25 protein-coding genes and 4 tRNA genes are annotated in these 26,852 nt (G+C 59.8%); 18 read left to right on the top strand and 11 right to left on the bottom strand.

Translation table 11 applies throughout. The annotated features are described in order from the left end of the window. Positions 1-2 precede the first annotated feature (2 nt). Positions 3-410, bottom strand: coding sequence for an ExbD/TolR family protein (locus KVH01_RS27820; RefSeq protein ID WP_043051349.1), 408 nt, complete (start codon positions 408-410; stop codon positions 3-5). 190 nt (positions 411-600) lie between these two features. Between KVH01_RS27820 and KVH01_RS27815 the strand changes: the two genes are divergently transcribed. Continuing rightward, complete coding sequence (locus KVH01_RS27815) at positions 601-1,155, top strand: GNAT family N-acetyltransferase (protein ID WP_217883646.1); 555 nt, start codon at positions 601-603, stop codon at positions 1,153-1,155. Further along, positions 1,152-2,723, top strand: a complete 1,572-nt coding sequence (locus KVH01_RS27810; protein WP_217883645.1) for an alkaline phosphatase D family protein — start codon at positions 1,152-1,154, stop codon at positions 2,721-2,723. The genes KVH01_RS27815 and KVH01_RS27810 overlap by 4 nt, the downstream gene beginning before the upstream one ends. Positions 2,724-2,829: 106 nt before the next feature. Here the strand turns inward: KVH01_RS27810 and KVH01_RS27805 are convergent, their stop codons facing one another. Further along, positions 2,830-3,471 carry an alanyl-tRNA editing protein gene (locus tag KVH01_RS27805; protein WP_217883644.1) on the bottom strand — a complete coding sequence of 214 codons (642 nt, stop codon included), beginning with the start codon at positions 3,469-3,471 and terminating at the stop codon, positions 2,830-2,832. Positions 3,472-3,560: 89 nt separating this feature from the next. On the opposite strand from KVH01_RS27805, the gene KVH01_RS27800 reads away from it, so the two are divergent. Continuing rightward, on the top strand, positions 3,561-4,505 hold the full coding sequence (locus KVH01_RS27800) for a LysR family transcriptional regulator (protein ID WP_217883643.1): 945 nt from the start codon (positions 3,561-3,563) through the stop codon (positions 4,503-4,505). Between the two features lie 196 nt (positions 4,506-4,701). Here the strand turns inward: KVH01_RS27800 and KVH01_RS27795 are convergent, their stop codons facing one another. Together KVH01_RS27795 and KVH01_RS27790 are read right to left on the bottom strand one after the other, a co-directional pair. Beyond that, the gene (locus tag KVH01_RS27795) at positions 4,702-5,109 is read right to left on the bottom strand and encodes a PA2817 family protein (protein WP_217883642.1); all 408 of its coding nucleotides are present in this window, start codon (positions 5,107-5,109) and stop codon (positions 4,702-4,704) included. 75 nt (positions 5,110-5,184) lie between these two features. After that, positions 5,185-7,632 carry an acyl-CoA dehydrogenase gene (locus KVH01_RS27790; protein WP_217883641.1) on the bottom strand — a complete coding sequence of 816 codons (2,448 nt, stop codon included), beginning with the start codon at positions 7,630-7,632 and terminating at the stop codon, positions 5,185-5,187. Between the two features lie 191 nt (positions 7,633-7,823). Between KVH01_RS27790 and KVH01_RS27785 the strand changes: the two genes are divergently transcribed. The 4 genes from KVH01_RS27785 to KVH01_RS27770 all read left to right on the top strand — a co-directional run bounded on the left by KVH01_RS27785 (position 7,824) and on the right by KVH01_RS27770 (position 11,001). Next, the gene (locus KVH01_RS27785) at positions 7,824-8,483 is read left to right on the top strand and encodes a transglutaminase-like domain-containing protein (protein WP_217883640.1); all 660 of its coding nucleotides are present in this window, start codon (positions 7,824-7,826) and stop codon (positions 8,481-8,483) included. A gap of 56 nt (positions 8,484-8,539) precedes the next feature. Beyond that, the gene (locus KVH01_RS27780; protein ID WP_217883639.1) at positions 8,540-9,157 is read left to right on the top strand and encodes a glutathione S-transferase family protein; all 618 of its coding nucleotides are present in this window, start codon (positions 8,540-8,542) and stop codon (positions 9,155-9,157) included. Between the two features lie 135 nt (positions 9,158-9,292). Beyond that, complete coding sequence (locus KVH01_RS27775) at positions 9,293-10,225, top strand: ABC transporter ATP-binding protein (protein WP_057023557.1); 933 nt, start codon at positions 9,293-9,295, stop codon at positions 10,223-10,225. Continuing rightward, positions 10,222-11,001, top strand: coding sequence for an ABC transporter permease (locus KVH01_RS27770; RefSeq protein WP_217883638.1), 780 nt, complete (start codon positions 10,222-10,224; stop codon positions 10,999-11,001). Before KVH01_RS27775 ends, KVH01_RS27770 begins: the two co-directional genes overlap by 4 nt. A 130-nt stretch (positions 11,002-11,131) precedes the next feature. Here KVH01_RS27770 and KVH01_RS27765 read toward each other — a convergent pair whose 3' ends face one another. Beyond that, complete coding sequence (locus tag KVH01_RS27765; RefSeq protein ID WP_217883637.1) at positions 11,132-11,671, bottom strand: TetR/AcrR family transcriptional regulator; 540 nt, start codon at positions 11,669-11,671, stop codon at positions 11,132-11,134. Positions 11,672-11,762: 91 nt separating this feature from the next. On the opposite strand from KVH01_RS27765, the gene KVH01_RS27760 reads away from it, so the two are divergent. The 3 genes from KVH01_RS27760 (at position 11,763) to KVH01_RS27750 (ending at position 16,139) form a co-directional block, all read left to right on the top strand. After that, entirely contained in the window at positions 11,763-12,950 is a 1,188-nt protein-coding gene (locus KVH01_RS27760) for an MFS transporter (protein ID WP_217883636.1), read from the top strand. A 108-nt stretch (positions 12,951-13,058) separates the two neighbouring features. Continuing rightward, positions 13,059-14,207 carry a TDT family transporter gene (locus tag KVH01_RS27755; RefSeq protein ID WP_217883635.1) on the top strand — a complete coding sequence of 383 codons (1,149 nt, stop codon included), beginning with the start codon at positions 13,059-13,061 and terminating at the stop codon, positions 14,205-14,207. A gap of 57 nt (positions 14,208-14,264) precedes the next feature. Beyond that, the gene (locus tag KVH01_RS27750; RefSeq protein WP_217883634.1) at positions 14,265-16,139 is read left to right on the top strand and encodes an MFS transporter; all 1,875 of its coding nucleotides are present in this window, start codon (positions 14,265-14,267) and stop codon (positions 16,137-16,139) included. 106 nt (positions 16,140-16,245) lie between these two features. On the opposite strand, the gene sugE is transcribed toward KVH01_RS27750, so the two are convergent. The 3 genes from sugE to rdgC form a co-directional block, all read right to left on the bottom strand. Then, a complete protein-coding gene (gene sugE, locus KVH01_RS27745) occupies positions 16,246-16,560 on the bottom strand; it encodes a quaternary ammonium compound efflux SMR transporter SugE (RefSeq protein ID WP_010211634.1) in 315 nt (104 codons plus the stop codon). Positions 16,561-16,673: 113 nt separating this feature from the next. Beyond that, positions 16,674-17,633 (bottom strand): bile acid:sodium symporter family protein, encoded by a 960-nt coding sequence (locus tag KVH01_RS27740; protein WP_217883633.1) that lies wholly within the window; start codon positions 17,631-17,633, stop codon positions 16,674-16,676. 153 nt (positions 17,634-17,786) lie between these two features. Then, complete coding sequence (gene rdgC, locus KVH01_RS27735; RefSeq protein WP_005786703.1) at positions 17,787-18,707, bottom strand: recombination-associated protein RdgC; 921 nt, start codon at positions 18,705-18,707, stop codon at positions 17,787-17,789. 159 nt (positions 18,708-18,866) lie between these two features. On the opposite strand from rdgC, the gene KVH01_RS27730 reads away from it, so the two are divergent. From KVH01_RS27730 to KVH01_RS27715, 4 genes are all read left to right on the top strand, one after another. Then, a tRNA-Val gene (locus KVH01_RS27730) sits at positions 18,867-18,942 on the top strand. 19 nt (positions 18,943-18,961) lie between these two features. Further along, positions 18,962-19,038 (top strand) — tRNA-Asp (locus KVH01_RS27725). Positions 19,039-19,214: 176 nt separating this feature from the next. Next, a tRNA-Val gene (locus tag KVH01_RS27720) sits at positions 19,215-19,290 on the top strand. 19 nt (positions 19,291-19,309) lie between these two features. Further along, positions 19,310-19,386: transfer RNA gene (locus KVH01_RS27715), tRNA-Asp, on the top strand. An 89-nt stretch (positions 19,387-19,475) separates the two neighbouring features. Here KVH01_RS27715 and KVH01_RS27710 read toward each other — a convergent pair. Both KVH01_RS27710 and KVH01_RS27705 read right to left on the bottom strand, forming a co-directional pair. Continuing rightward, the gene (locus tag KVH01_RS27710; protein WP_404822111.1) at positions 19,476-20,609 is read right to left on the bottom strand and encodes a catalase family protein; all 1,134 of its coding nucleotides are present in this window, start codon (positions 20,607-20,609) and stop codon (positions 19,476-19,478) included. A gap of 29 nt (positions 20,610-20,638) precedes the next feature. Further along, positions 20,639-22,447: a di-heme-cytochrome C peroxidase gene (locus KVH01_RS27705; protein WP_217883631.1), complete on the bottom strand. Its 1,809-nt coding sequence runs from the start codon at positions 22,445-22,447 to the stop codon at positions 20,639-20,641. A 247-nt stretch (positions 22,448-22,694) separates the two neighbouring features. Here KVH01_RS27705 and KVH01_RS27700 point away from each other — a divergent pair, with 247 nt between their 5' ends. The 4 genes from KVH01_RS27700 to KVH01_RS27685 all read left to right on the top strand — a co-directional run bounded on the left by KVH01_RS27700 (position 22,695) and on the right by KVH01_RS27685 (position 25,049). Beyond that, a complete protein-coding gene (locus KVH01_RS27700) occupies positions 22,695-23,444 on the top strand; it encodes an FKBP-type peptidyl-prolyl cis-trans isomerase (protein WP_217883630.1) in 750 nt (249 codons plus the stop codon). A 346-nt stretch (positions 23,445-23,790) separates the two neighbouring features. Then, the gene (locus KVH01_RS27695) at positions 23,791-24,246 is read left to right on the top strand and encodes a YkvA family protein (protein WP_043050312.1); all 456 of its coding nucleotides are present in this window, start codon (positions 23,791-23,793) and stop codon (positions 24,244-24,246) included. A gap of 96 nt (positions 24,247-24,342) precedes the next feature. Beyond that, entirely contained in the window at positions 24,343-24,681 is a 339-nt protein-coding gene (locus KVH01_RS27690) for a helix-turn-helix domain-containing protein (protein WP_043050313.1), read from the top strand. After that, the gene (locus KVH01_RS27685) at positions 24,678-25,049 is read left to right on the top strand and encodes a hypothetical protein (protein WP_005786715.1); all 372 of its coding nucleotides are present in this window, start codon (positions 24,678-24,680) and stop codon (positions 25,047-25,049) included. The genes KVH01_RS27690 and KVH01_RS27685 overlap by 4 nt, the downstream gene beginning before the upstream one ends. Here the strand turns inward: KVH01_RS27685 and KVH01_RS27680 are convergent. Next, entirely contained in the window at positions 25,046-26,815 is a 1,770-nt protein-coding gene (locus tag KVH01_RS27680) for a bifunctional diguanylate cyclase/phosphodiesterase (protein WP_217883629.1), read from the bottom strand. The genes KVH01_RS27685 and KVH01_RS27680 overlap by 4 nt on opposite strands. Positions 26,816-26,852: the final 37 nt, after the last annotated feature.

Below are 26,852 nucleotides of genomic sequence, written 5' to 3'. Positions count from 1 at the left end.
GATCAGGACTTACGCGTAGCGATGGACACGGAAGTGAAGCCACCCAGGCGCAGGGTGTCCATCACTTCCACCAGGCGCGAGACTTCCACGCCTTTGTCACTGTTGACGATGATCGTCGACTTGCTATCGGGCTTTTCGGCGGCCTTCAACGCCGGCACCAAGGCATCCACTGTCAGGTCCTTGCCGTCGAGTTGCAACTGGCCTCCCAGGCCCAGGGTGAGGATGAATTTGTTTTGCGGTTTGAGCTGCTGTGAACTGCTGGCGCTGGGCAATTGCGTCTTCATGCCGAGCGCGGGAATCACGTTCAAGCTCACTAGTACGAAAAACACCAGCAGGAACATCATCACGTCGATCATCGGGATCAGCTCGATGTGCGCCTTGCGTTTCTTGGGTTCGTCCCAGGTTCTCATTCCGTTACCCCGTCAGTGAATTAGGGGCAAGACGCTAACAGTCAAAAATGACCGAACGGTTAACTTTAATTGACGGTTTAAAGGCTCTAGGACGCATCTTTCAGAAAACTTACCGGTCACTTTTGCGACGTAATGAAACTGACACGCGGCGGGTACATTCTCGAGGAATTTATCTCGGGAGCCGCCCCGTATGCCCACTGCGTTGCCTCATTTGTCCACCCCGCGCCTACAATTGCGCGCCTTGGAAGCGCACCAGGCCGAGGTGCTTTTCGCGCTGGCCAATGGGCCGAAAATTGCCGACAACACGGCCAATATTCCATCGCCCTATACCCTGGAAACAGCGCAGGCGTTTATTGCCGGAGTCGGCGAAAAATACCGCGCCAGTGAGTGTCTGAACCTGGGGATGCATCTGCGTGACTCTGGCGAATTGATTGGCATGGTCAGCCTGCGTCTGAGCGCTCGTCATCACTACGGGCACTTGGGTGGCTGGGTGGCGGCGCACTGCCGTAACCAGGGGTATGCCGCCGAAGCCGCGAGCGCGGTGATGGACTTCGGCTTCGCTGAACTGGGGTTGCAGCGCGTAGGCAGCCAGTGTTTTGGCCGCAACAAGGAATCTGCGCGAGTCATGGAGAAAATCGGCCTGCGTTATGAAGGCTGCATGCGCCAGGCATTTCTGAAAAATGGTGTGTACGAGGACCTGCTCGGGTTTGCCATCGTGCGTGGCGATTGGGAGCAACGGCTATGAGCGGTGTCGTGGACCACGACCGGCGTCGAGTACTCAGCGGGCTGGCGGTCGCTACGGCGTTTTCCATCCTCAGCCCGTTTGCGCGCAGTGCCGGGGTGGATTATCCGTTCACCCTCGGCGTGGCGTCCGGCGATCCGTTGCCGGATGGTTTTGTGATCTGGACGCGCCTGGCACCTTTTTTCAACGCTGTGGATGGGCGCGGTGGGTTGAGTCGTCCAGTGCCGGTACGTTGGCGCGTCGCCACTGATGCGGCGATGACGCAGATCGTGAAGCGAGGCGAGATCATGGCGACCGAGCGTTTTGGCCATTCGGTGCACATCGAAGTGGCAGGGTTGGAGGCGGGCAGGCCGTACTGGTACCAATTTGAAGGGCTGGGCGCGCAGAGCCAGGTGGGCCAGGCGCGCACCACACCCGCACTGCATGCCATGGCCTCGGCCCGGCTGGGTTTTGTGTCCTGCTCACACTGGGAGCGCGGTTATTTCAGCGCCTACCGTCACCTGGCTGCCGAGCAGCCCGACCTGGTGTTTTTCCTCGGCGACTATATCTACGACAGTTCCTACGCGGCGGATTCCGGCAAGGTTTTTCGCTCCCACGGCAGCGGCAATGCGCAGACCCTGAGTGACTACCGCAACCGCTACGCGCTGTACAAGACCGACCCGGACCTGCAGGCCCTGCACGCTGCCGCGCCCAGCGTGGCGACCTGGGACGACCACGAAGTGCAGAACGACTATGCCAACCGTTGGTCCCAGGACCCGAAGGTTGGCGTGGCGCAGTTTCTGCAGCAACGGGCGGCGGCTTACCAGGCGTATTACGAACACATGCCCCTGCGCGCCAGCAGCGTGCCGAAAGGCGCGGACATGCGCATCTACCGGCGCCTGGACTATGGCCGGCTCGCCCGTTTCCATGTGCTCGACGGCCGTCAATACCGTTCCGGGCAACCCTGTATCCAGGCCAATGGCAGTCGCCAAGGGCACATTCAGACCAGCCCATGCCGTGACTTGCGTGACCCTGCCCGCACGTTGCTTGGCTGGCAGCAAGAAGCTTGGCTGGACCAGGGGTTTGCCCAGTCGAAGGCGCAGTGGAACGTGATCGCCCAGGACCTGCTGGTAGCGCCGCTGATCCAGCGTGATCTCACCAACCACAAGCCAGGGCGCTGGACCGATGGCTGGGATGGCTACATGACCAACCGTTCGCGGATGCTGGCGTCCATCACCCGCCATCGGCTGAGCAATCCGGTGTTCTGGGGCGGTGACATACATTCGTTCTGGGCCACGGACCTGCATGCAAAAGCCGACAATCCGGACTCGGCGGTGGTCGCCACCGAGTTTGTCGGCTCGTCGGTGACGTCAGACGGGCCGCCCTATGACGCCTTTATGAAGATCATGCCGCTCAACCCCCATGTGAAGTTTTTCGACAGCCGCCAGCGCGGGTACGTGTCGGTGGAGTTGACGGCCCAGCGGATGCTGACGAATTTTCGTGCGATCAGTGATCCGCGTGACCCAGCGGCGACGGTGTCGACGTTGAAGTCGTTTGTCAATGATTCAGGCCAGCCGAGCGTGGCTTTGTAGGAGCGAGCTTGCTCGCGAGAAACCTGAGGGCACCGTTGGGAATCAGGTACCCCGCGTAATCGTTCACGTTCTTCGCGAGCAAGCTTGCTCCTACAGTATTCGGGTATCAGCAGGGCGTGGTTTCATCGAGGCTGTAGCGCACCGACAGGGCGCCTTTTTTCTCCGACAATGCCAAAATTGTCACCTGGCCCAGCTCGTTCAACATTTGCACATGGGTGCCACCGCAAGCATATGACGGCAACTCGCCGAAGCCGACTTCCCGGATGCCTTCTTCCAGCCTCATATGCCGTGGATAGTCGGCGGCGATCCATTGGTTGACCTGCAGTTGAAGCCTTTGGGCATCCATGTCCTGTGCAGCTTCGCCACGGATAAACGTGATCTTGCCTTCCCCCGGCCAATGGTGGGCCTTGATCGGCATCCAGCCCAGGCGTTCGCCGGCATTGCCAATCAAATGCCCCGCCGAATGCAGGCGGGTGTGCAGCGCGCGGCGCTGTGCATTGACCCGCGCAGTGATCGGGCCGGGTTGTAACGGCTGATCAACGTAGTGCACCACATGCTCGGCTTCCTGCATGACGCGCAGTACCTGGCTATTGCCGAGCCAGCCAGTGTCGAACGGCTGGCCGCCGCCTTGGGGATGGAAGATCGTCGACCGCAAGATCACGGCAAATTGCTCTTCGTGCGCAGTGCAACTGAGCACTTCCAGCTCGGCTGTGAGGTGGTCGTGGGTAAAAAACAGGCGCTCGGTCATTATCTACATCCGCATCAGGGTTCTGAAGGCAGTATAAATAGTGCGTGAATGAGTGATAATCCGCTCAATTATCAATGGACCTGTGCGTCATGAGCATCAATCTTCCCTTGCCGCTGTTGGGTGAAATGGCGATTTTCGTCAAAGTCGTGGAAACCGGCAGCTTCTCTGAGGCGGCGCGGCAACTGAGCGTTTCGCCGTCGGCCGTGAGCCGCAGCATTTCACGCCTGGAGCAGGCCCTGGCCACGCGCTTGCTGCAACGCACCACGCGCAAGCTGCGCCTGAGCGAGGGTGGCGAAGAGGTGTTCAAGCGTTGCCAGGAGATGGTCAACGCGGCCCGCTCGGTGATGGAAATCAGTGGCCAGTTCAACCATGAAGCCGAGGGCCTGGTGCGGGTCAGCGTGCCAAAGGCGGTGGGGCGCTTTGTGGTACATCCGCATATGCCGGAATTTCTGCGGCGCTATCCCAAAGTGGATGTGCAATTGATTCTCGAGGATCGGCACGTGGACCTGATCGACGATAACGTCGACCTGAGCATTCGCATCACTGACAGCCCGCCGCCTGGCTTGGTCGGGCGCCAGTTATTGCCCATCGAACACCTGCTGTGCGCAACGCCGCAGTACCTGGCCGAGCATGGCACCCCATGCCATCCCCACGATTTGCTCCAACACAGTTGCATCTACCTCGGGGAAACCCCGGGCGACTCGCGCTGGAAATTCCGCCAGGCCGGCAAGGCGGTGACGGTTGGCGTACGCGGGCGTTATGCGGCGAACCATACCGGCGTGCGGCTGGATGCAGTGCTGCAGCATGTGGGGATTGGCAGCTTGCCGTATTTCACGGCGCGGCATGTGTTGGACGCGGGCCAATTGGTGCAAGTGTTGCCGGCGTGGGACTTTATTGCGTCTTACCATGGCGAGGCGTGGTTGCTGCATTCGCCGACGCGGTACTTGCCGCCGAAGTTGCGGGTGTTTATTGATTATCTGGTGGAGTGCATGGCCAAGGAGCCAAAGCTAAATGTGGGAGGGGGCAAGCCCTAATGCCAGTCAGTTAAGCGGTCATCGCCTTCTGTAGGAGCGAGCTTGCTCGCGAAAAACGTCAACGATAACGCGTCTTTGCTGAATGAGCGCGGCGCCTGTAAGTTTTTCGCGAGCAAGCTCGCTCCTACAAAAAAGCCTTAACTGACTGGCATTAGGGCGAGCCCCCTCCCACATATGAATCTCAGTGTTTGAAAAGTCAGTGCTTGCTCTGGTCTTGTGGCATGGCCAGCAGTTGCTTTTCCTGGTTCCAGTCGAACGGTTCGTCGTTCTGTTCAGCTTCATAGCGACGCTCTTCCAGGGCCTGGTACAGGTCCAGTTCCTCGTCGGGCATGAAGTGCAGGCAGTCACCGCCAAAGAACCACAGCAGATCGCGGGGGACCAAATGGGCGATCTGCGGGTAGCGCAGGATGACCTGACTCATCAGGTCCTGGCCAAGGTACTGGCTTTCGATCGGATCGATCGGCAGCAGGGCGCGCAGTTCGTCAAAACGCTCCAGGAACAGCGAGTGGCTTTCCTCGGGTACCTGTTCGGCTTCGCCGACGGTAACCAGGATGCTGCGCAAGTGGTCGAGCAAGACGAGATGATCGGCAACGACGTTGGACACGAGATAAGTCCTCTAAAGCAAAAACGGGCGCGAGAGTATATGCCTCTCGCGCCCGTATTTATATGACCGCTGGTATCAGCGGACTTTACCTTCGGCCTGCATCAGCTCTTCCTTGCTGAAATCATCCACGTCGATCACTGTGCGTCGCGCCGCTTCGGCGTCACGCAGGGTTTGCGCTTCGGCCGGTTGCAGCACGCCGGCGTGCAGGGCTGCGTCGATGGCAGACTCACCAGCCGTCGGTTTGACTTGCCCGCTTTTAAGCGCGGCATGCAGTTTTTTCTGCAACGGATGGCTGGCACCGAGCAGGTCGTAGGCATGCTGCAGCGCGCCCACTGGATCTTCTGCTGATTGCGGGCGATAACAGCCGGCCAGTAGTTCTTCCAGGGTTGGGTCGCCCTTGGCGCGGCCGATCACCGCGGCCACTTCGGCATCCAGCGCGTCGGACGGCCCGGTGTGACGACGCCCGAACGGGAACACGATCACCCGCAGCAGGCAGCCCAAGACTTTGTTCGGGAAGTTGCTCAGCAGTTCATCCAGTGCGCGTTCCGATTCACCCAGGCTTTCTTCCATGGCCCAGGCGAACAGCGGCTCCAGGTGATCCGGCGAGTCCAGGTCGTGATAGCGCTTGAGCGCGGCCGACGCCAGGTACATATGGCTGAGCACGTCACCCAGGCGCGCCGACAAGCGTTCGCGGCGTTTCAGTTCGCCGCCCAGCAACATCATGCTCAGGTCTGCCAGCAGCGCAAACGCCGCCGCCTGGCGGTTCAGGGCGCGGAAGTAGCCCTGGCTCAAACGGTTGCCGGGGGCCTTCTCGAAATGCCCGAAACCCAGGTTCAGCACCAGGGTGCTGGCGGCATTGCTCACGGCAAAGCCGATGTGTTGCATCAGCAGGCCATCGAACTCCTTCAACGCCTGGTCATGGTCTTCGCGCCCGGCCAGGGCCATCTCCTTGAGGACGAACGGATGGCAGCGAATCGCGCCCTGACCGAAGATCATCAGGTTGCGCGAAAGGATATTCGCACCTTCCACCGTGATGAAGATCGGCGCCCCTTGCCAGCTACGTCCCAGGTAATTGTTCGGGCCCATGATGATTCCCTTGCCGCCGTGCACGTCCATGGCGTGGCTGATGCACTCACGGCCGCGCTCGGTCAGGTGGTACTTGAGGATCGCCGACAACACCGAGGGTTTCTCGCCCAAATCCACGGCATTGGCGGTGAGCATGCGGGCGCTGTCCATCAGCCAGGCATTGCCGCCGATACGCGCCAGGGCTTCCTGGATACCTTCGAAGGCCGACAGCGGTACGTTGAACTGCTCGCGCACCTGGGCGTATTGCCCGGTCACCAGGCTGGTGAATTTGGCCGCGCCGGTACCTACCGCAGGCAAGGAGATGGAGCGGCCCACCGACAGGCAGTTCATCAGCATCATCCAGCCCTTGCCGAGCATTTCCTGGCCACCGATCAGGTATTCCAGGGGGATGAACACGTCCTTGCCGGAGTTGGGGCCGTTCATGAACGCGGCGCCCAGAGGCAGGTGACGACGGCCGATTTCAACGCCGGGAGTGTCGGTTGGAATCAACGCCAGGCTGATGCCCAGGTCTTCTTCCTCACCCAGCAGATGGTCCGGGTCATGGGCCTTGAAGGCCAGGCCGAGCAGGGTCGCGACCGGGCCGAGGGTGATGTAGCGTTTTTCCCAGTTCAGGCGCAGGCCGAGGGTTTCCTTGCCTTCCCATTCACCTTTGCAGATCACCCCGGTGTCGGGCATGGCGCCCGCGTCGGAGCCGGCCAGCGGACCGGTGAGGGCGAAGCATGGAATGTCGTCGCCACGGGCCAGGCGTGGCAGGTAGTGGTTGCGTTGTTCCTCGGTGCCGTAGTGCAGCAGCAGTTCGGCCGGGCCGAGGGAGTTGGGCACCATCACGGTCGAGGCGAGGTCACCGCTGCGGGTCGCGAGTTTCATGGCGACCTGGGAGTGGGCATAGGCAGAGAAGCCTTTGCCGCCATATTCCTTGGGAATGATCAGGGCGAAGAAGCCGTGGTTCTTGATGTGTTCCCAGGCCGCTGGCGGCAGGTCCATGGCCTGGCCGATTTCCCAGTCGCTGACCATGGCGCAGAGTTCTTCGGTAGGGCCGTCGATAAACGCCTGTTCTTCTTCGGTCAATTGCGCCTTGGGGTAGGCCAGCAATTTGTCCCAGTCAGGACGCCCGCTGAACAGTTCGCCGTCCCACCAGACGGTGCCGGCATCGATGGCATCGCGTTCGGTCTCGGACATCGGCGGCAAGACTTTCTGGAACCAGCTGAACAGCGGCTTGGTGAAGTATTGGCGGCGCAGGTCGGGCAACAGCAACGGCACGGCGACCACGGCGATGAGCACCCAGAAGATCAGCAGCAGCCAACCCGGTGCGTGGCTCCAGGCGCCCATCGCCAGCAGGTAGACGGCGACCACGCCCAGGGCGGGCAGGGGGGCAGTACGGCGGTGTGCCAGGTAGGCAATGCCGACCACCAGCACCAGTATCCACAACAACAGCATATGCAATCCTCCGTGAAACCAGGGGCGAAACCACCAGGGAGCTTAGTCGGCATCCGATCAAGCCGGGTGATCAGGGTGTTACAAGTTGTACTCGACTACCCATCCACAGGCGCCGACATTTGGCAGAATCGTCGTTATCTCTTGTGGCAAGCCTGTCGTTAGACTCGGGGCTTCCTTTGGAGATCAAGCTTATGAACGCATACTTGAGTCCCAGCCGCTTCATCGATAGTGACCACCCTGCAGTGGTGGAGTTCGCCGAAAAACATCGCGGAACCCGTGCGGATTTAAGTGACCAGGCAGTCAGTCTCTACTACGCCGTGCGTGAGGCGATTCGCTACAACCCCTACACCTTCAGCCGTGACCCCGGCACCTTGAACGCCAGCTTCGCCCTGGCTGCCGGCCAAAGCTACTGCGTGCCCAAGGCCACCTTGCTCGCTGCCTGCGCCCGCCACTGCGGTATCCCGGCACGAATCGGCTTGGCGGATGTGCGCAACCACCTGTCCAGCCCACGCCTGCTTGCCCTGCTCAAGAGCGACGTGTTCGCCATGCACGGTTATACCGAGCTTTACCTGAACGGTCGCTGGGTCAAGGCGACTCCGGCGTTCAACCAGCAACTGTGCGACCTGTTCGATGTGCCGCCGCTGGCTTTCGATGGCCGCCACGACAGCGTCTTCCACGCGTTCAATCGCCAGGGCCAGCGCTCTATGGAGTACGTGGTGGACCACGGGCAATTTCCTGACGTGCCTGAAGCATTTTTCTTCGCCCATATCCAAAAGTGTTACCCGCACCTGTTCGCCGACGATGCTCCGACCCTGCTGGGCGACCTGCAGAGCGATTTAAGCCGCGCCTGAACAGGCGTATGCTGCTGCCTTCATCCAGCCAAGTTCATCAATAAGAAGGCGCGGTCATGCTGAAAATCTGGGGTCGTAAAAATTCGTCAAACGTCAGGAAAGCACTGTGGTGCGCCGAGGAACTCGGCCTGGACTATGAGGCAATTGATGCGGGCGGGGCTTTCGGTGTGGTCGACACCCCGCAGTACCGGGCCCTGAACCCCAATGGCCGGGTGCCGATGATAGAAGATGGTGACTTTGTGTTGTGGGAGTCCAACACCATCGTGCGTTATTTGTGCGCCAAGCAGGCTTCCAGCTGGTACCCAAGCGATCTGAAGGCCCGCGCCAACGCCGAAAAGTGGATGGACTGGACCACCTCTACGTTCGCCGAACCGTTCAAAACCGTGTTCTGGGGCGTGCTGCGCACCCCGGCGGAAAAACAGAACTGGGACACCATCCATGCCGGGCGCCAAGCCTGCATCGAGGTGCTCAAGACTGTCGACCAGGCCCTCGCCGAGCAACCTTACCTGTCGGGCAATGAGATCGGCATGGGGGATATCCCTCTGGGCAGCTTTATCTACGCCTGGTTCGAGATGCCTATCGATCGCCCTGCAATGCCCCATCTAGAGGCCTGGTACCAACGCCTGCAACAGCGACCGGCCTATCGCACAGCGGTGATGACCGCGTTGACTTAATACACACTATTAATACGGGTGACTGTACTTGTGCGGCATGGGCACGCACCATGCTCGCACTGCACCGCCGGTTGAACTACCGGTGGTGTGCCCTCATCTATTGTTTCTATTCCCTTCTTTGGTGCGTATCCCGATATGAGTTCCGCTCTGTCCATCCGGCAGCTAACCAAAACCTACGGCAACGGTTTCCAGGCCCTGAGTGGTATCGATCTGGATGTTGCCGAAGGTGATTTCTTCGCCTTGCTCGGCCCCAACGGTGCCGGCAAATCCACCACCATCGGCATCCTCTCGACCTTGGTCAACAAGACCAGCGGCACGGTGAATATCTTCGGGCATGACCTGGATAAATCCCCGGCGGCGCTCAAGCGTTCCATCGGCGTGGTGCCCCAGGAATTCAACTTCAACCAGTTCGAAAAGACCTTCGACATCGTCGTGACCCAGGCTGGCTACTACGGCATTCCGGCGAAAATCGCCAAGGAGCGCGCCGAGCAGTACCTGACCCAACTGGGCCTGTGGGACAAGCGCGATGTACCTTCGCGTTCGCTGTCCGGCGGTATGAAGCGCCGCCTGATGATTGCGCGCGCCCTGGTGCACGAACCGCGCCTGTTGATCCTCGACGAACCTACCGCGGGCGTGGACATTGAGCTGCGCCGTTCGATGTGGGCCTTCCTCACCGAGCTGAACGAGAAGGGCATCACCATCATCCTCACCACCCATTATCTGGAGGAGGCTGAGCAGCTGTGCCGCAACATCGGCATCATCGACCACGGCACCATTGTCGAGAACACCAGCATGCGCAACCTGCTGGGCCAGTTGCATGTGGAAACCTTCCTGCTCGACCTGAAGAACAACCTGACGGTGGCACCGCAACTGGTGGGTTACCCAAGCCGCCTGGTCGACAGCCACACCCTGGAAGTGCAGGTGGACAAGGCCATGGGCATCACCGCGCTGTTCACCCAGTTGGCGACCCAGAACATCGAAGTGTTGAGCCTGCGTAATAAAACCAATCGCCTTGAGGAGTTGTTCGTGTCCCTGGTGGAGAAAAATCTGGCGAAGGTGGCGGTATGAGTTCGGAACTGCAACCCAACCTCATCGCGCTGCAAACCATTGTCTATCGCGAAGTGAAGCGTTTTACCCGGATATGGCCGCAGACCCTGCTGCCGCCGGCAATCACCATGGTCCTGTACTTCGTGATCTTCGGTAACCTGATCGGCCGGCAGATCGGTGACATGGGTGGCTTCACCTACATGGAGTACATCGTGCCGGGCCTGATCATGATGTCGGTGATCACCAACTCCTACGGCAACGTGGTCTCCAGTTTCTTCGGCAGCAAATTCCAGCGCTCCATTGAGGAACTGATGGTTTCGCCGGTGTCGCCGCACACCATCCTGATCGGTTATACGCTCGGCGGTGTGCTGCGAGGTTTGATGGTTGGGGTGATCGTGACGCTGCTGTCGCTGTTCTTCACTCACCTGCAGGTGCATCACCTTGGGGTCACCATTCTGGTGGTGGTGCTCACGGCGACGATCTTCTCGTTGCTGGGGTTTATCAACGCCGTTTTCGCGCGCAACTTCGATGATATTTCGATCATTCCGACCTTCGTGCTGACGCCGCTGACCTACCTGGGCGGGGTGTTCTACTCCATCACCTTGCTGCCGCCGTTCTGGCAGACTGTGTCCCTGGCCAACCCCGTGCTGCATATGGTCAACGCCTTCCGCTACGGCATTCTGGGCGTGTCGGACATCAAGATCAGCGTGGCGATCACCTTCATGATCGTGGCCACAATCGTTTTGTATATCGGCTGTGCGCGGTTGCTGGTGAGCGGGCGTGGAATGCGTACATAAATAGCGATTCAACGCGGTAAAAAATGTGGGAGGGGGCTTGCTCCCGATAGCGGTCTGTCAGACACCTTGTACTGACTGATCCACAGCTATCGGGAGCGAGCCCCCTCCCACATTTGGTTTGTGTAGGTTTTTAGTTTTTCAGGGCCAGCTCTATCAGGGCATGCAGTTCTTCAACCGCCAGAGGCTGAGCTGAAAACAGAATACGGAACACCGTCGGCGCCGCGAGCAGGTTGATCAAGCGGTCCACACTCGGCGCCGTCTCTTGCGGATAACGATCGACGATCGCCTGCAATTGCCCGCCCAGAATGCTCACGCAATACCCCGGCGTCACGCTGCTTTGCACGTCGCGCATCATATTGCGCCCTACGTCCGTACTCATTTCATCCAGGTATTGCTCAGCCCAGGCCTGCAGGTCGCCGCGCAGGCTGCCGGTGTTGGCCGGTTCGCTGTCCGGGCGCAGGCGCGCCAGGGCCACATCAGCGAGCAGCACAGAAAGATCACCCCAGCGCCGGTAGATGGTCGAGGGCGTGACGCCTGCGCGTGCCGCAATCATCGGCACAGTGACACTGGATCGCTCATGGGCTTCGAGCAATTCGCGCACTGCCGAATGAACGGATTCTTGTACCCGGGCACTACGGCCCCCCGGGCGGAGGCCTTCTTTAATCGCCATGCTTAAAACCTTAACACAAAGAATTTGCTTTAAGCGCCGACGGGTAGCACACTTTGCAAAAGCAAAATATTAGCTTTAGCGGAGCGTGCCCATGTCCAGTAACATTTCTCACCGGTCCAGCCTGGCGTTCCTGGTGATCACCGTGTTGACCTTCCTCGCCGCGTCCAGCGCGCCGACGCCGTTGTATCAGGTGTATCAGGAAAACCTGCATTTTTCGGCCGCGATGCTCACGGCCATCTTCGGCGTGTATGCCGTGAGCCTGTTGGCGGCGTTGCTGACGGTTGGGTCGCTCTCGGATTACCTGGGGCGCAAGCCGGTGATCTTCGCCGCGCTGCTGCTGAATATCATGGCGATGCTGCTGTTTATCTACGCTGACAGCACCGCCTGCCTGCTTGCTGCGCGTGCATTGCAGGGCTTCGCGACCGGGACTGCCACAGCGGTGTTGAGCGCGACATTGCTCGATACCGACCGCGTGCGCGGCCCGATGCTCAACAGCCTCGCGCCGATGCTCGGCATGGCCTGTGGTGGCCTGGGCAGCGGCTTGCTGGTGGAGTACGCGCCGCGGCCGACCCAATTGGTCTATTTGACCCTGCTGGGCTTGATGGTGCTGCAGGCCCTGTACCTGTGGCGTCTGCCTGAAACCGTCAGCCGGATACCGGGGGCCTTGAAGTCCCTGGCGCCAACCCTGCACGTACCGCCCCAAGCGCGCCGGGCCTTGTGGTTGGCGATGCCGCTGAATGTGGCGGTGTGGGCGCTGGGTGGGTTCGTGTCCTCCCTGGCGCCGTCGCTGGTGCGGGCTGCGACGGGGTCGAGCTCGCATTTGATCGGCGGTGGCCTGGTGGCGGTAGTGACCCTGAGTGGCGCGGTGATGATCTACAGCCTGCGCAACCGTGCGGCCGATAAGGTCATGCGTCTATCGGCGGTGCTGCTGGCGGTGGGTATAGGGCTGCTGCTGGTTGCAGTGCACACCGCCAGCCTGTGGCTGTTCTTTGTCGCCAGTGTGACTGCCGGCTTTGGTTTCGGCGGCGGCTTCATGGGCAGTGTGCGCAGTATTGTTGGCTTGGCGTTGCCTCATGAGCGGGCCGGCCTGATGTCAGCGTTCTATGTATTGAGCTACCTGGCGTTCTGCGTGCCGGCGTTGTTGGCGGGTAATCTGAGTCGAGTGTTTGGCCTTGTCGCTACCACGGATGGCTATGGTGTGATGCTTATCCTGCTGGCCCTCGGCGCACTCGCCGGGCTGCTGTTGCAGGATGCTTCACGAGGCAGAGCCGCCGCATAAAGTATATATCTGCAAAATAGATAATAGTTAGAGATATTACCCGTTATATAGATATTCGAACAGGTTCTATCATGGCTTCAACCTCATGCGAGGAAGAGGATTAACGCCATGACCTGCTCGACTATTAACAGCTACAAACCTTTAAGTCATCTGGCCCGTCCCCGGGAAGTGATTCGCCAGTTCACTCCGAACTGGTTCGCCGCCACCATGGGCACCGGGGTGCTGGCGCTGGCATTGGCCCAACTGCCGGTCAGCCTGCCAGGCTTGCACGCTGTGGCAGAGGGGCTTTGGGTGTTCACCATCGGGCTGTTCATCCTGTTCAGCGTGTTGTATGCCGCCCGTTGGGTGATGTTTTTTCACGAGGCACGGCGGATTTTCGGGCACTCCACCGTCTCGATGTTCTTCGGCACCATCCCTATGGGCCTGGCGACCATTCTTAACGGTTTGCTGCTGTTCGGCCTGCCGCGCTGGGGCGGTGATGTGATCCCGCTGGCTGAGGCCCTGTGGTGGTTGGACGTCGCCATGTCCCTGGCTTGTGGCGTGCTGATCCCGTTCATGATGTTCACTCGCCAGGAGCACAGCATTGATCAGATGACCGCGGTCTGGTTGTTGCCCGTGGTGGCTGCCGAAGTAGCGGCGGCCAGCGGTGGCTTACTGGCGCCGCACCTGGTCGATGCCCATGGGCAACTGGTGATGCTGGTGACCAGCTACGTGCTGTGGGCGTTCTCGCTGCCCGTGGCCTTCAGCATCCTGACCATCCTGATGTTGCGCATGGCCTTGCATAAGTTGCCCCACGCCAATATGGCGGCGTCGAGCTGGCTGGCCCTGGGCCCTATCGGTACAGGCGCCCTGGGCATGTTGCTGCTCGGCAGCGATGCGCCGGCGATCTTCGCCGCCAATGGTTTGGCGAGTGTCGGTGAAATGGCCCATGGCCTGGGCCTGATCGCAGGTGTCACCTTGTGGGGCTTCGGTCTGTGGTGGATGTTGATCGCGGTGCTGATCACCCTGCGTTACCTGCGTGCGGGCATCCCGTTCAACCTGGGCTGGTGGGGCTTTACCTTCCCGCTGGGGGTGTATGCACTGGCTACATTGAAGCTGGCGAATATGTTGCATCTGGGGTTCTTCAGCGTATTCGGCAGTGTGTTGGTGGCGGCGCTGGCGCTGATGTGGATGATCGTGGCCAAGCGCACGGTGCAGGGCGCCTATAAAGGCGAGCTTTTTGTTTCGCCATGCATTGCAGGGTTAGGGAATAAGTAAGCGGGATTAGGTAAAGTCGTGGCCTGATCAATAACAGGCCACGCAGGAACACGGACGATGAGCCACCCCTCGCAATTCACCTTGCTGCGCACACGGCGTTTCTTGCCGTTTTTCATCACCCAGCTGCTGGGCGCGTTCAACGACAACATCTTCAAGCAATCGCTGATCCTGGCCATTCTCTACAAGCTCAGCATCGAGGGCGACCGCTCCATCTGGGTCAACCTGTGTGCCTTGTTGTTCATCCTGCCGTTCTTCCTGTTCTCGGCGTTGGCCGGGCAATTTGGCGAGAAATTCAACAAGGACGCCTTGATCCGGGCGATCAAGATCGGTGAGATCGTGATCATGGCGGTCGGCGCGACGGGCTTTTTGACCAATCATCTGGAACTGATGCTGTTGGCACTGTTTGCCATGGGCACCCATTCGGCGCTGTTCGGGCCGGTGAAGTATTCGATCATGCCCCAGGCCCTGCACGATGATGAGCTGGTTGGCGGCAACGGCTTGGTAGAGATGGGCACGTTCCTGGCGATCCTGGCCGGCACCATTGGCGCCGGGATCATGATGTCTTCCACCCATTACGCCCCGGTAGTGGCGGTTGCGATAGTCGGCGTGGCGGTACTGGGCTACCTGGCCAGCCGCAGCATTCCGCGTGCGGCGGCTTCGACGCCGCAACTGCGCCTGGACTGGAACATCTTCACCCAGTCCTGGGCGACCTTGCGCATGGGCCTGGGTCAGACGCCAGCGGTGTCGCGCTCTATTGTCGGCAACTCGTGGTTCTGGTTTGTCGGGGCGATTTACCTGACGCAAATCCCGGCCTACGCCAAGGAATGGTTGTACGGCGATGAGACCGTGGTCACCCTGATCCTTACTGTGTTTTCGGTGGGCATCGCCCTGGGTTCGATGCTCTGCGAAAAGCTCTCCGGGCGTAAGGTGGAAATCGGCTTGGTGCCGTTCGGCTCCTTCGGCCTGACGGTATTCGGCCTGTTGCTGTGGTGGCACTCCGGGGGCTTCCCGCAGAATGTCCAGGCCAATGACTGGCTCGCGGTGCTCAGCTACGGCCAGGCCTGGTGGGTGCTGTTCGATATTCTTGGCCTAGGTGTGTTCGGCGGCTTCTATATTGTGCCGCTGTATGCGCTGATCCAATCGCGCACCGCCGAGAACGAACGGGCACGGGTCATCGCGGCCAACAACATTCTCAACGCATTGTTCATGGTGGTCTCGGCCGTCGTCTCGATCCTGTTGCTGAGCGTGGCCAAGCTGTCGATCCCCGAGTTGTTCCTGGTGGTGTCGCTGCTCAACATCGCGGTCAACACTTACATCTTCAGGATCGTCCCCGAATTCACCATGCGCTTCATGATCTGGCTGCTCAGCCACTCCATGTACCGCGTGGAGCATCGCAACCTGGAGGCTATTCCGGATGAAGGCGCGGCGTTGCTGGTGTGCAACCACGTGTCGTTTGTCGATGCGCTGTTGATTGGTGGCGCGGTGCGTCGGCCGATTCGCTTTGTCATGTACTACAAGATTTACCGCTTACCGGTGCTCAATTTTATCTTCCGCACCGCCGGAGCGATTCCGATTGCCGGGCGGCATGAAGATATCCAGATCTATGAAAAGGCGTTTTCGCGGATTGCCCAGTACCTGCAGGACGGCGAGTTGGTGTGCATCTTCCCGGAAGGCAAGCTGACAGCCGATGGCGAGATGAATGAGTTTCGCGGTGGGGTGACGCGCATCCTGGAGGAGACGCCGGTGCCGGTGATCCCGATGGCGTTGCAGGGGTTGTGGGGGAGTTTTTTCAGTCGCGATCCGCACAAGGGTTTGTTTCATCGGATCTGGTCGCGGGTGGTGTTGGTGGCGGGTGAGCCGATTGCCGTGGAGGCGGCAACGCCGGTGCAGTTGCAGGCGGCGGTGGGCGGTTTGCGGGGGAGTGTCAGGTAGCTTATAGATTGGCTGGGGCGGCCTCATCGGGGGCAAGCCCCCTGCCACATTCTGAACGTGTTCACGAATCAAAAGGTGGGGGCTTGCCTTCGATGGCGTTAGCGGCTTAAGTGCTGATCTTGAGGCCAATGAGCCCGCAGATAATCAACGCCACACTGGCCAACCGAAACAGGGCCATGGATTCACCAAACAGGATAATCCCGGCGATCACGGTACCTACCGCACCCACGCCGGTCCATATGGCATAGGCGGTACCCAGCGGCAGTTCCTTCATGGCCAGCCCCAACAACCCAAGGCTGACAGCCATGGCGGCAATCGTCAGGGCAGTGGGCAGCGGCTTGCTGAACCCGTCGGTGTACTTCAGGCCGACGGCCCAGCCCACTTCAAACAACCCGGCAAAAAACAGAATGATCCAGGACATGATGACCTCGCTTGTACAAAGTGGGGTCGTCCCCTGGGTAAGCGCTTGATAGCGTCGCGAGGTCGTCCCCGCGAAGCTTGGTAGAGTGCCGAAAATGGATCAGGCGATCAAGTTTACGGTGCGGTTTCCAATGCGCGGCGGTCTTCTTTCTCGCTCATGCGGCGGAAGTAGGTCGACAGCAGTGCCCCGGAAATATTGTGCCAGACACTGAACAACGCACTGGGTACTGCCGCCAGCGGCGAAAAGTGCGCACTGGCCAGCGCGGCACCCAGCCCGGAGTTCTGCATGCCCACTTCCAGGGCCAACGACTTGCGTTGCGCCAAGGGCAACTTGAACAGGCGCCCGGTGAAGTAGCCCAGCAGGTAGCCGAAGCTGTTGTGCAGCATCACCACGGCCATGATCAGCAGGCCCGATTCGGCAATCTTCTGTTGGCTTGCGGCAACCACCGCGGCAACGATGATCACGATGCTCACCACCGACACCAGCGGCAGCACGTCCACCGCATGGCGCACGCGCTCACCCAACAAGCGTTGCGCGATCACGCCAAGCACGATCGGCAACAACACCACTTGCAGGATCGACCAGAACAGCTCCATGAACGACACCGGCAGCCAGGCCGAGGCCAGCAGCCAGATCAATGCCGGGGTGAGCAGCGGGGCGAGGAGGGTGGTGACAGCGGCAATGGCCACTGACAATGCCAGGTCGCCCCGGGCCAGCCACGTCATGACGTTGGACGAGGTGCCGCTTGGGCAACAGCCCACCAGGATCACGCCAACGGCAATTTCCGCCGGTAAATGGAACGCCTGGCACAGCAACCATGCCACGCCCGGCATGATCACGAAATGCGCGACCACGCCCAGGGCCACGCGCCAGGGGTGACGAGCGACTTCGGCGAAGTCTTCGAGTTTCAAGGTCAACCCCATGCCGAACATCACCAGGCCCAGCAGGGGGACGATGGCGCCTTTGAGGCCGATGAACCAACCGGGTTCCAGGAAGGCCAGTACGGCAAATATCAACACCCAGTAGGCGAAGGTATTGCCGACGAAGCGGCTCAAGGCGGCGAGTGCACGCATGGGGGCATCCTTTTTGTTAGTTTTTTTAGTTGGCAATGCGATCAAATGTGGGAGGGGGCTTGCTCCCGATAGCGGAGGGTCAGCTACACATCTATTGGCTGACATACCGCCATCGGGAGCAAGCCCCCTCCCACATTTTGATCTTCACATGGTTTAGATGCCCTGTGGTGTCTCTTCGCCGCCCAGTGCCTCAACCAACGCCGGCAGGAAATCGCCGAAGGTCAGCATCATCAAGGTAAAGCTGGCATCCAGTTGGCCCAAGGCTTCGTCGCCGCCGTCCTGTTCCGCCTGGTCTTGCAGCAGGTCTTCGAATTTCAGGCGCTTGACGGTCATCTTGTCGTCGAGCATGAAGGACAGTTTGTCCTGCCATGCCAGGGACAATTGAGTCACGACCTTGCCGGTGGTCAGGTGCAGCTGGATCTCTTCGCCGGTCAGGTCCTGGCGTTTGCAGCGCACGATACCGCCGTCTTCGTGGGTGTCGCGCAGTTCGCATTCGTCGAGGACAAAGAAGTCGTCGGCTGGTTTCTGGGTGGTGACCCAGTCGGTCATGATGGCAGTCGGTGCAGTTTTCACTGTCAGCGGACGTACCGGCAGGGTGCCGATCACTTCACGCAGGGTCGACAGCAAGTCTTCGGCGCGCTTGGGGCTGGCCGAGTTGACCAGGATCAGGCCCTGTTTCGGCGCGATGGCGGCGAAGGTTGACGAGCGACGGATAAAGGCGCGGGGCAGGAAGGCCTGGATGATTTCATCCTTGATCTGGTCGCGCTCCTTCTTATAGACCTTGCGCATCTGCTCGGCTTCGATCTCTTCGACTTTTTCTTTAAGTGCATCACGCACCACGCTACCCGGCAGGATGCGTTCTTCCTTGCGCGCGGCGATCAGCAGGAAATCACCACTGACGTGAACCAGGGGAGCATCTTCACCTTTACCGAAAGGTGCGACGAAACCATAAGTGGTCAACTCCTGGCTTGCACAAGGGCGCGCCAGTTTGGTGGCCATGGCCGCTTCCAACGCCTCGGCATCAACAGGCAGATCTTGGGTCAGGCGATAGATAAGCAGGTTCTTGAACCACATGGGGTGAGTCTCTCCTCTATACAAAGGGGGGCATTATTCTCTTGATCACGTCCCAGGCCAACCCTGCCTAAGCCATTGGAAGGGCTGAAAAAAAAGATTTAAGAAAGTGCTTGCCAGACTTAGGGTCGCTCCGTAGAATGCGCGCCACACCGAAACGAAGGGTGATTAGCTCAGCTGGGAGAGCATCTGCCTTACAAGCAGAGGGTCGGCGGTTCGATCCCGTCATCACCCACCATTCGCTTCATGTGTTACGCGCAGCGGTAGTTCAGTCGGTTAGAATACCGGCCTGTCACGCCGGGGGTCGCGGGTTCGAGTCCCGTCCGCTGCGCCATATTCGGTAACCTGGAATGCTGAACGCCAGGTCGCCACAGAAAGCCCGCTTAATCGCGGGCTTTTTATTGTCCGAAATATGGCAAAAAATTGTGCAGTAGACTTTTTTTAAATAAATTGCATTTAAATCAAGACATTACGATTTTTTGGTGTATGATGCGCCCACACCGAAACGAAGGGTGATTAGCTCAGCTGGGAGAGCATCTGCCTTACAAGCAGAGGGTCGGCGGTTCGATCCCGTCATCACCCACCATTCGCTTCAAGTGTTACGCGCAGCGGTAGTTCAGTCGGTTAGAATACCGGCCTGTCACGCCGGGGGTCGCGGGTTCGAGTCCCGTCCGCTGCGCCATATTCGGTAATCTGGAACACTGAACGCCAGGTCGCCACAGAAAGCCCGCTCATTGAGCGGGCTTTTTTTCGTCTGCGATTTTTAGCTGTTTACGGCGCGTTGCGGCTGTGCCGGTAATCGCTGACCGCTTCATACACCGCCTTGCGCAACCGGTTGATTCCGCCGATGGGGCGGTGTGCTTCTACACCGAACCACGGGTTGAACGACTGGTTGTCGCAGGCCAGGTTCTGCGCCGGCGTGTCGAAGTCCTGGGCCGGAATTCTGACCTTCGCCACCGTCTCATACGGCGCGTCGCTTTCCTTCCATTCGATGCTGGTGTCTTCGATCGGCATGAACTTCTGCGGATTCTGGCGCTGGATCTGCAACACGAAACAGGCGGCTACACGGTCGGTGGACAGTTGTTGGGCGAGGGCGCTGCGCAGGAAGTTCGGCAGGGCCTGATTCTGTTTGGGCAGCACATAGTCCGGGCAGCTTTGCGGGTCGGGCGCGACGCGGAACTTGGCGTTGGCCGCGCCGAACTTGTAGGGCGAAACCGAGAAGTAGGTGGTCTGCGTCGGGCTGGCGGGTGCGGGTGCCAGGGTGGCCAGGGCAATAAACAGGTGGCGCACTTGCCAACTGCGCGGGTCGAGCTTGGGGAAGAATGCCAGGACCTTCTTGCCGTCCGCCTGCGCGCCGATGTTCTGCGCATATTCCGCTACATCGCTGACGAAGAAATTCGGATGACTGAACATCACGAAATCCTGCTCCGTGCGTGTTTGCTGGTCGGCCATCAGCTGTTTGCCGGGCACATCCATCAGCTTGATCGCCATACCGCGGGCGTCGCGGATGCTGTCGAACTGCGGGTAGGCGTTGCCGTTGGACAGGCGCATGGTCGCCTCCCAGGTCTTGCCCGGTTCGGCGAACACGCCCTGGCGCAACGCTGGATCGAGATCGGCCAGCACACTGACTTCGGCTTTCACGCAGCCATGGGCCTTGGCGTGGGCATCGCGCAGGTAGCGGGTGCCTTCGCGGTGCTGGTCGACGATGCGGACTGCGGTCTGGATGATGCCTTGGGTCATGGCCGCTTCACCCGGTGGCACCTGCTCATCCGGTGACACCGGGCCGCTATGGCGCCAGGCGAACCAGAGGGTCGCCACTAGCCACCCCAGCAAGCCCAGGCCCAGCAGCCATAGCAGGGTTTTGCCGAGAAAGGCGCCAAGGCGCAGCCACAAACGAGCGAGCATGGAACGGTCCTTGTTTTGCGATCGGATAATCATGGCAGTTGATGCTCCAGCGGGCCGCCCAGCACTTTGAGGTATTCGAGCAGCGCCCAGCGTTCCTGTGGCAGCAAGCCACGGCCAATGACGCCATTGCCGCGTGCACCTGCACGGAATTCGTGGCCGCTGTTGTGGTTACCGGTGATCCGGGTATCGAACAGGAAGGCATTCTTGAAGGCGGCGCTTTCAAAGCCCAGGTGGCGAGGGTCGTAATTGAAGGTGCCCTTGTAGAAGGTGGTGCTGCGTTCGTCCTGGGGTGACAGCAGTTGGTAGATCGTCGGTACCGAGCCGTTGTGCAGGAACGGCGGGGTGGCCCATACGCCGGCCAGCGGCCGCGCTTTGTAGGCACGTAATTCACGTACGCCGATGGGCAGGCCGAATCCGTCCAGTTGTGGGCGCTGCGCTGGGGTCACGCCGGCAGCGCGGTAGGCATGTTCTTCGACGAAGGCCGTCACGTAGGCCAGGCCCTGGGCCACGGACATGTATTTCAGGTCCAGCGGCGCGGTGGGCGTGGGGTGCAATTGGACATCCAGCTGGGCCAGTTCGGCCGGGTCCCATTGCAGGGCACTGAGGTCGTAGCGCAGGTCGGCAATGTTGCTGGCGGTGCCGGGGTCGGTGCCGATGTAATCCACAGGCAGCATTTTCAATTGCTGTACTGGGCGTCCATTTTCCTCGGTAACAGTCGGTACGTGGCAGCCAGCGCAGTTTTCGGCGAAGAGTGCACGGCCCTGGGCAGCGAGGGGTTTGTCGATGGCGCCGAACAAGTCTTCCGGCCAGGTTGGCGGCTTGAGGCGTTGCAGGGTTTCTTCGATCAGGTGCAGGTCGCGCACCCGGACGCTGGACGGGTAACGGGCATTACCCTGCAGCGGTTGGCCAGCTTTGTCGAAGAAGGCCAGGGTTGCGCCTACGCCAAGGGCTTCGCCGATATTGCGCGCCATGGGCTGCTGGGCCGAGCCATTCCACTGCACCCAGTCGAAGGTCCAGATATCCCACAGTTGCGGGTAGTCCACTGGAGCGTTGGCGACGCGGTAATTGTCTGGGGAAATGGCGTCGCCAAAGCTTGCATTGGCGATGCGCCCAAAGGCGTCAGTGCGGCCGGGGCCCTCTTCGGTGGGGTAGAGGCCGCGATGGGTGTCATTCCAGGCGACCTTGAGGAACTGGTTCAGCGATTGCTTGAAGTCCTTGCGCAGTTGGTCGTGCTGGGCATCGTACCGGTCACCCAAGACCCTGCGGGCAAAGCGCTCGAACTTCCACGGGTTGTAGTAGGTAGCGGCAAGGCTGGCGACCAGGGCCTGGCCGAAACTGCCGCCGCGCAAGGTAGGGACGCTGGAGGGCAATACGTGTTGCGCAGAGCCACCGTCGATGCGCAGGGCCTGGCCTTTGAAGTGCAGTTCGCCGGTGTGGCAGGCGGCGCAGGTGATGTCCAGGTACTGAACCTTGCTGCCGGCGTTCTGGTGTCGGGCAAAACCCACTGGCAGGTTGCCAGGGTTCTGCGTGGTGGGAACCTGCTTGGGGTCGACCAGGAAGCCAAAGCGCGCCAGGTACTCCGGCGCGGCAAAGCGTTGCTCGGAGAACGGCAACTCCAGGGCGGTGAACCAGTCGTAGTGCAGGCCTTTTACTTGGGTGCCCTGGGGCGTGAAGTAGTAGGTCTGGCGGTCGTCGGCGCTCCATTGATCCTGGTAGTGCACCTGCTGCACTGGCACGTAGTCCGGCAGCTTGGGGTTAATGGTGTAATAAAGCACCACGGCCAGAATCAGGCCGAGGGCGATGAGTATCAGGAGTAAAGCACGGGAAAAAATGCGCAAGATAACTATCCTTGTCGAGTTGTCGCGTTGTTATGCCACTACACCACAGGTGCGGCAAGTAGCCAGTAGCCTGGTTGCAGGCGGTCCCGCGATCCGTCGCGGTGCTCCATAATGAATGAAAATGCTTTTAAACACGTGAACTTATCAGAAGTTTCCTGCTCACATGCCGGTAGCCATTGGTCGTGGCCGCCTGATAAGCTCGCGACTTTATTCAAATGCCCTTTTGGCGCATGAACAAGGAAATAGCATGAAACAGCATCGGTTGGCGGCGGCGGTGGCCCTGGTTAGCCTGGTACTTGCGGGTTGTGATTCGCAGACCAGCGTAGAGCTGAAAACCCCGGCGCAGAAAGCTTCCTATGGCATCGGCCTGAACATGGGCAAGAGCCTTGCCCAGGAAGGCATGGACGACCTGGACTCCAAGGCTGTGGCCCAGGGCATTGAAGATGCCGTCGGCAAAAAAGAACAGAAGCTCAAGGACGACGAATTGGTCGAGGCGTTTGCCGCACTGCAGAAGCGTGCTGAAGAACGCATGACCAAGATGAGCGAAGAGTCGGCAGCCGCCGGCAAAAAATTCCTCGAAGACAACGCCAAGAAAGACGGCGTTGTCACCACCGCTTCCGGCCTGCAGTACAAAATCGTCAAGAAGGCCGACGGCGCCCAGCCCAAGCCAACCGACGTAGTGACTGTGCACTACACCGGCAAGCTCACCAACGGCACTACCTTTGACAGCTCCGTGGATCGCGGTAGCCCGATTGACCTGCCGGTCAGCGGCGTGATCCCGGGTTGGGTCGAAGGCCTGCAACTGATGCACGTTGGCGAGAAGGTCGAGCTGTACATCCCGTCTGACCTGGCCTACGGCGCCCAGAGCCCGAGCCCGGCGATTCCAGCCAATTCCGTGCTGGTATTCGACCTGGAACTGCTGGCCATCAAGGACCCAGCCAAGGCAGACGCTGCTGAAGCACCTGCTGCACCTGCTGCACCAGCCGCCAAAAAGTAATCGGCGCCTGAACACACAACGCCCCGTCTCGACGGGGCGTTGTTGTTTCTGCCGGTTCAGTTTTGTTGCCGCAGAGCTTAGTGTGGTGGGCAAGCTTGCCCCTACAGTGAAATCCGATAGAACCCACGGCAGCGGAAACAGTCTGATATAAGACTCGAGCACGGGTAGCCGCACACGCATGCCAAGTCAATGAAATCTTGGGTTTTTTTTATGTGCGCAAAAAACGCCCGATCTGACTGCAAGCCTTGTAGAGCGTGGCTTTCAGCCGATAAAACAGGCTCTGTTCACAAGGTTATCCACAATTTGTGTGGATAACCTTTTATATCGCCTGGAACTGGAGTGACCGATGAAACCACCCTTCAATTTCACCCGTTTCCTGCCTATGGCGGCTCGTCTGCTGGGTCGTGGGCGCTTACCGACCTTGCTGTTTGCCGTCGCGGCCAAAGGCTCAAGCCAGGGCAATCGGCTGGGCCAGCTCAAGGATGATCTCAAATTGCTCCAGGCCCTGTGCCTGGCTTACTGGCGCGGCGAATACCGGGCGATCAGCCCCAAGGCGCTGATCTCGGTGGTGGCGGGGCTGATGTACTTTCTCAGCCCAATTGATGCGATCCCGGATTTTATTCCCATGTTCGGCATGCTCGATGACATCGCAGTGCTGGCATGGGTCATGAAGACCCTGAGCGGCGAACTGAGCGCCTTTCGCGCCTGGCGCGACGGGCAACGCCCGGAAAAGCTGGCGGTGGTTGAGCGCCTGCCTGCAACGCCTGAGCTGCTGGCTCAGGAAAACCCGCAAAAAAACTAATGATGCTGGGTATCCCCTGCGACCTTTGTGGCTGTTAGGATTACACTTCTAAGGAAAGAACTTACTTAGTAAGTGTATTTATCCTACGGGGCAGTCATGGATATCCAGATCATTTCACGCAATGGCGAACCCGAGTATGCGGTGTTGCCATGGGACCAGTACCAGGCGCTGCTAAAAGCTGCCGGTCAGCAGCAACCTACACTCGCTCCTTCCCCTGTCGCCCCCATCGCCACCGATCAGGACCTGCGCCCGCTAGCAGATCTGCGCGGCCTGCGTGAAGCCAAGGGCCTGGCGATCGAGACCTTGGCACGCACGGTGGGGATCAGCCCCTCGTATCTTGGATTGATTGAAAGTGGTGAACGCCAGCCGGATGCCGCCATTCGCCGCAGCCTGGCTTGGGAATTGGGCGTTGCAGGTTGGAGGGATGAGTCTTGAGCCTACGTATCAGCCGTCAGCACTGGGATGGGTTACTCAATGAACTGGACCAGGCACGTCGCCAGCGCCATTTGCTGACGTACCGGGCGCTGCTGGAGCGCCTGCAGTTCCCGACCCCGGCCATGCAGACCCTGGCCGCCGCCCTGGAACACCTGGCGGCGCTGGATGCCAAGGCCGAGCAGCCGCTGCGCAGTTCACTGGTGATCAGCCAGGGCGCCAGCCGCCTGCCGCGCACCGGTTTCTTTGAGTGTGTGGAGCGCTTGGGGCGTTTCAGCGGGCCGTCCGATGGCGTGGCCGCTGCGTCCTGGCATGCTTCGGAAGTGGTAAGGGTATTCGAGTACGAGTACCCGGAATCCGCCGAGGCCTAAAGCGCCTGGGGGACCCTGTCCATGCTGTCGATCACATGGATGCTATAGCCGGCCACATCCTTGGCGTGGTGCTTGGCTTGGGAGGCCAATTCCGCCAGCTGGCTGGCATCGAGTTGCCCACAGGCCTGTGGGTACAAATGCACCACACCAATGGACAGCGACAGCAGGGCGAACTCCTGGCGTACGCCTTGGCGGTTGAGTGCGACAAAGCAGCCAGCATCAACATGCTCGGCACGGTAAAAGCGCCGACATTGGGTGTGGAAATCATCCAGCAACTGGTTAAGCCGCTTGCGCCAGCCCTGCGGGCCCAGCACCAGCAGAAAATCATCACCACCGATATGCCCGACAAAGTCGCGGCTGGGGTCTACCCGGTCGTTCAGGCACTGCGCCAGGCACAGCAGCACTTCATCCCCACGCCCGTATCCGTAGATGTCATTGAACGGCTTGAAACTGTCGATATCCACATAGCAGATCACTGACTCGCGCTGTTGCTGCAATAGCCGCGTCAGGCACTGCTGGATCGGCACGTTGCCGGGGAGCAAGGTCAATGGGTTGGCGTAGCGTGCCTGCTGGATTTTCAGTTCGGTGATCAACTTGAGTACATCGATGACCCGGCCCAGGCCCAGGTAATCGCCGTTCAAGGTGATGATGAAATCTTCTTCGATGCGCTGTCGCGCGCGGCTGGTCAGCAATCGACTGACCTGTTGCAAGGACTGGCTCAACTCCACCGCCAGGAAGTCGTCGCTCATCAAGCGACTGATGGGTTTGCGTGCGAATAAATCTGTTGCGAACGGCTTGAGCAATGCGTCCGACAACGAATGTCGATGCACGATGCCTACCGGGCGGCCGCAGCCATCCAGCACCGCCAGCGAATTGAGGTTGGCCTGGCGGCGGAACGATTCCAGCACTTGGGCCGTTGCAGTCTCTTGATCTACCGCTGGCTGCTTATTGAGCAGGGCGCTGAGGTCACTGCCTTCATCATTGAGGGCAGTGGCGGCGTTATCCGGTTTGGGCAGCATCAGACGTGCTTCCTGCGGCGGATACTCCTGAGGGCGGCAGAGCAGATAACCCTGGATCAGGTCTACGCCCATCTCGATCAACACTGCCAGTTCTTCTGGTCGTTCGATCCCCTCGGCAATTACTTGGGCGCGAGACGCTTTGGCGATCTGCAGAATCGAGCCGACAAATTCGCGCTTGAGCGCGTCCTGATGAATGCCGTCGATAAAGTGTCGGTCAATTTTCACGTATTCCGGGCGCAGTTCCGACCACAACCGCAGGCTGGAATAACCGGCGCCGAGGTCATCGAGGGCAATGGCAAAGCCCATGTCGCGATAATGATGCAGGGCGGTTTGCAGCAGGGCGAAATCGTCGGTAGGCGTCTGCTCGGTGAGTTCGATCACCACCTGGCTGGGCGCAATACCGAAGTCGCGCAGCAGTTGCAGGGTACGCCCCGGCTGATGTGCAGTCTCCATCAAGGATTCCGGTGAGATATTGAGAAACAGCTTGCCCGGCAGTTTCTGATCGCTGAAACGCCGGCACGCACTCTCTCTGCACGCCATTTCCAGGTCACTCAGGCGCCCGGCATGGCGGGCCACGGAAAACAGGGCCACGGGGGAGTGCAGGGGGCTGTTGGAGGGGCCGCGACTAAGAGCCTCGTAACCGAGAATGCGCCGCTGTGACAGGCAAATGATTGGTTGGAACAGACTGTGCAAACTGCCTTGAGCCAGGATTAAGCCCAGTGCATTCAGCTGTTCGGTCATGGTCATGGCGATCTCGATCAAAAAAAAGGACCGCAGGCCTAAA

It is taken from the genome of Pseudomonas khavaziana (genome assembly GCF_019145205.1).
In the GTDB taxonomy this organism is placed as follows: Bacteria; Pseudomonadota; Gammaproteobacteria; order Pseudomonadales; family Pseudomonadaceae; genus Aquipseudomonas; species Aquipseudomonas khavaziana.
This window is presented reverse-complemented; position numbering and strand designations above follow the sequence as displayed.

Coding starts and splice junctions, on each gene's coding strand:
- KVH01_RS27820 (WP_043051349.1), bottom strand. CDS start 410: ATGAGAACCTGGGACGAACCCAAGAAACGCAAGGCGCACATCGAGCTG.
- KVH01_RS27815 (WP_217883646.1), top strand. CDS start 601: ATGCCCACTGCGTTGCCTCATTTGTCCACCCCGCGCCTACAATTGCGC.
- KVH01_RS27810 (WP_217883645.1), top strand. CDS start 1,152: ATGAGCGGTGTCGTGGACCACGACCGGCGTCGAGTACTCAGCGGGCTG.
- KVH01_RS27805 (WP_217883644.1), bottom strand. CDS start 3,471: ATGACCGAGCGCCTGTTTTTTACCCACGACCACCTCACAGCCGAGCTG.
- KVH01_RS27800 (WP_217883643.1), top strand. CDS start 3,561: ATGAGCATCAATCTTCCCTTGCCGCTGTTGGGTGAAATGGCGATTTTC.
- KVH01_RS27790 (WP_217883641.1), bottom strand. CDS start 7,632: ATGCTGTTGTTGTGGATACTGGTGCTGGTGGTCGGCATTGCCTACCTG.
- KVH01_RS27785 (WP_217883640.1), top strand. CDS start 7,824: ATGAACGCATACTTGAGTCCCAGCCGCTTCATCGATAGTGACCACCCT.
- KVH01_RS27780 (WP_217883639.1), top strand. CDS start 8,540: ATGCTGAAAATCTGGGGTCGTAAAAATTCGTCAAACGTCAGGAAAGCA.
- KVH01_RS27775 (WP_057023557.1), top strand. CDS start 9,293: ATGAGTTCCGCTCTGTCCATCCGGCAGCTAACCAAAACCTACGGCAAC.
- KVH01_RS27770 (WP_217883638.1), top strand. CDS start 10,222: ATGAGTTCGGAACTGCAACCCAACCTCATCGCGCTGCAAACCATTGTC.
- KVH01_RS27765 (WP_217883637.1), bottom strand. CDS start 11,671: ATGGCGATTAAAGAAGGCCTCCGCCCGGGGGGCCGTAGTGCCCGGGTA.
- KVH01_RS27760 (WP_217883636.1), top strand. CDS start 11,763: ATGTCCAGTAACATTTCTCACCGGTCCAGCCTGGCGTTCCTGGTGATC.
- KVH01_RS27755 (WP_217883635.1), top strand. CDS start 13,059: ATGACCTGCTCGACTATTAACAGCTACAAACCTTTAAGTCATCTGGCC.
- KVH01_RS27750 (WP_217883634.1), top strand. CDS start 14,265: ATGAGCCACCCCTCGCAATTCACCTTGCTGCGCACACGGCGTTTCTTG.
- sugE (WP_010211634.1), bottom strand. CDS start 16,560: ATGTCCTGGATCATTCTGTTTTTTGCCGGGTTGTTTGAAGTGGGCTGG.
- KVH01_RS27740 (WP_217883633.1), bottom strand. CDS start 17,633: ATGCGTGCACTCGCCGCCTTGAGCCGCTTCGTCGGCAATACCTTCGCC.
- rdgC (WP_005786703.1), bottom strand. CDS start 18,707: ATGTGGTTCAAGAACCTGCTTATCTATCGCCTGACCCAAGATCTGCCT.
- KVH01_RS27710 (WP_404822111.1), bottom strand. CDS start 20,609: ATGCTCGCTCGTTTGTGGCTGCGCCTTGGCGCCTTTCTCGGCAAAACC.
- KVH01_RS27700 (WP_217883630.1), top strand. CDS start 22,695: ATGAAACAGCATCGGTTGGCGGCGGCGGTGGCCCTGGTTAGCCTGGTA.
- KVH01_RS27695 (WP_043050312.1), top strand. CDS start 23,791: ATGAAACCACCCTTCAATTTCACCCGTTTCCTGCCTATGGCGGCTCGT.
- KVH01_RS27690 (WP_043050313.1), top strand. CDS start 24,343: ATGGATATCCAGATCATTTCACGCAATGGCGAACCCGAGTATGCGGTG.
- KVH01_RS27680 (WP_217883629.1), bottom strand. CDS start 26,815: ATGACCATGACCGAACAGCTGAATGCACTGGGCTTAATCCTGGCTCAA.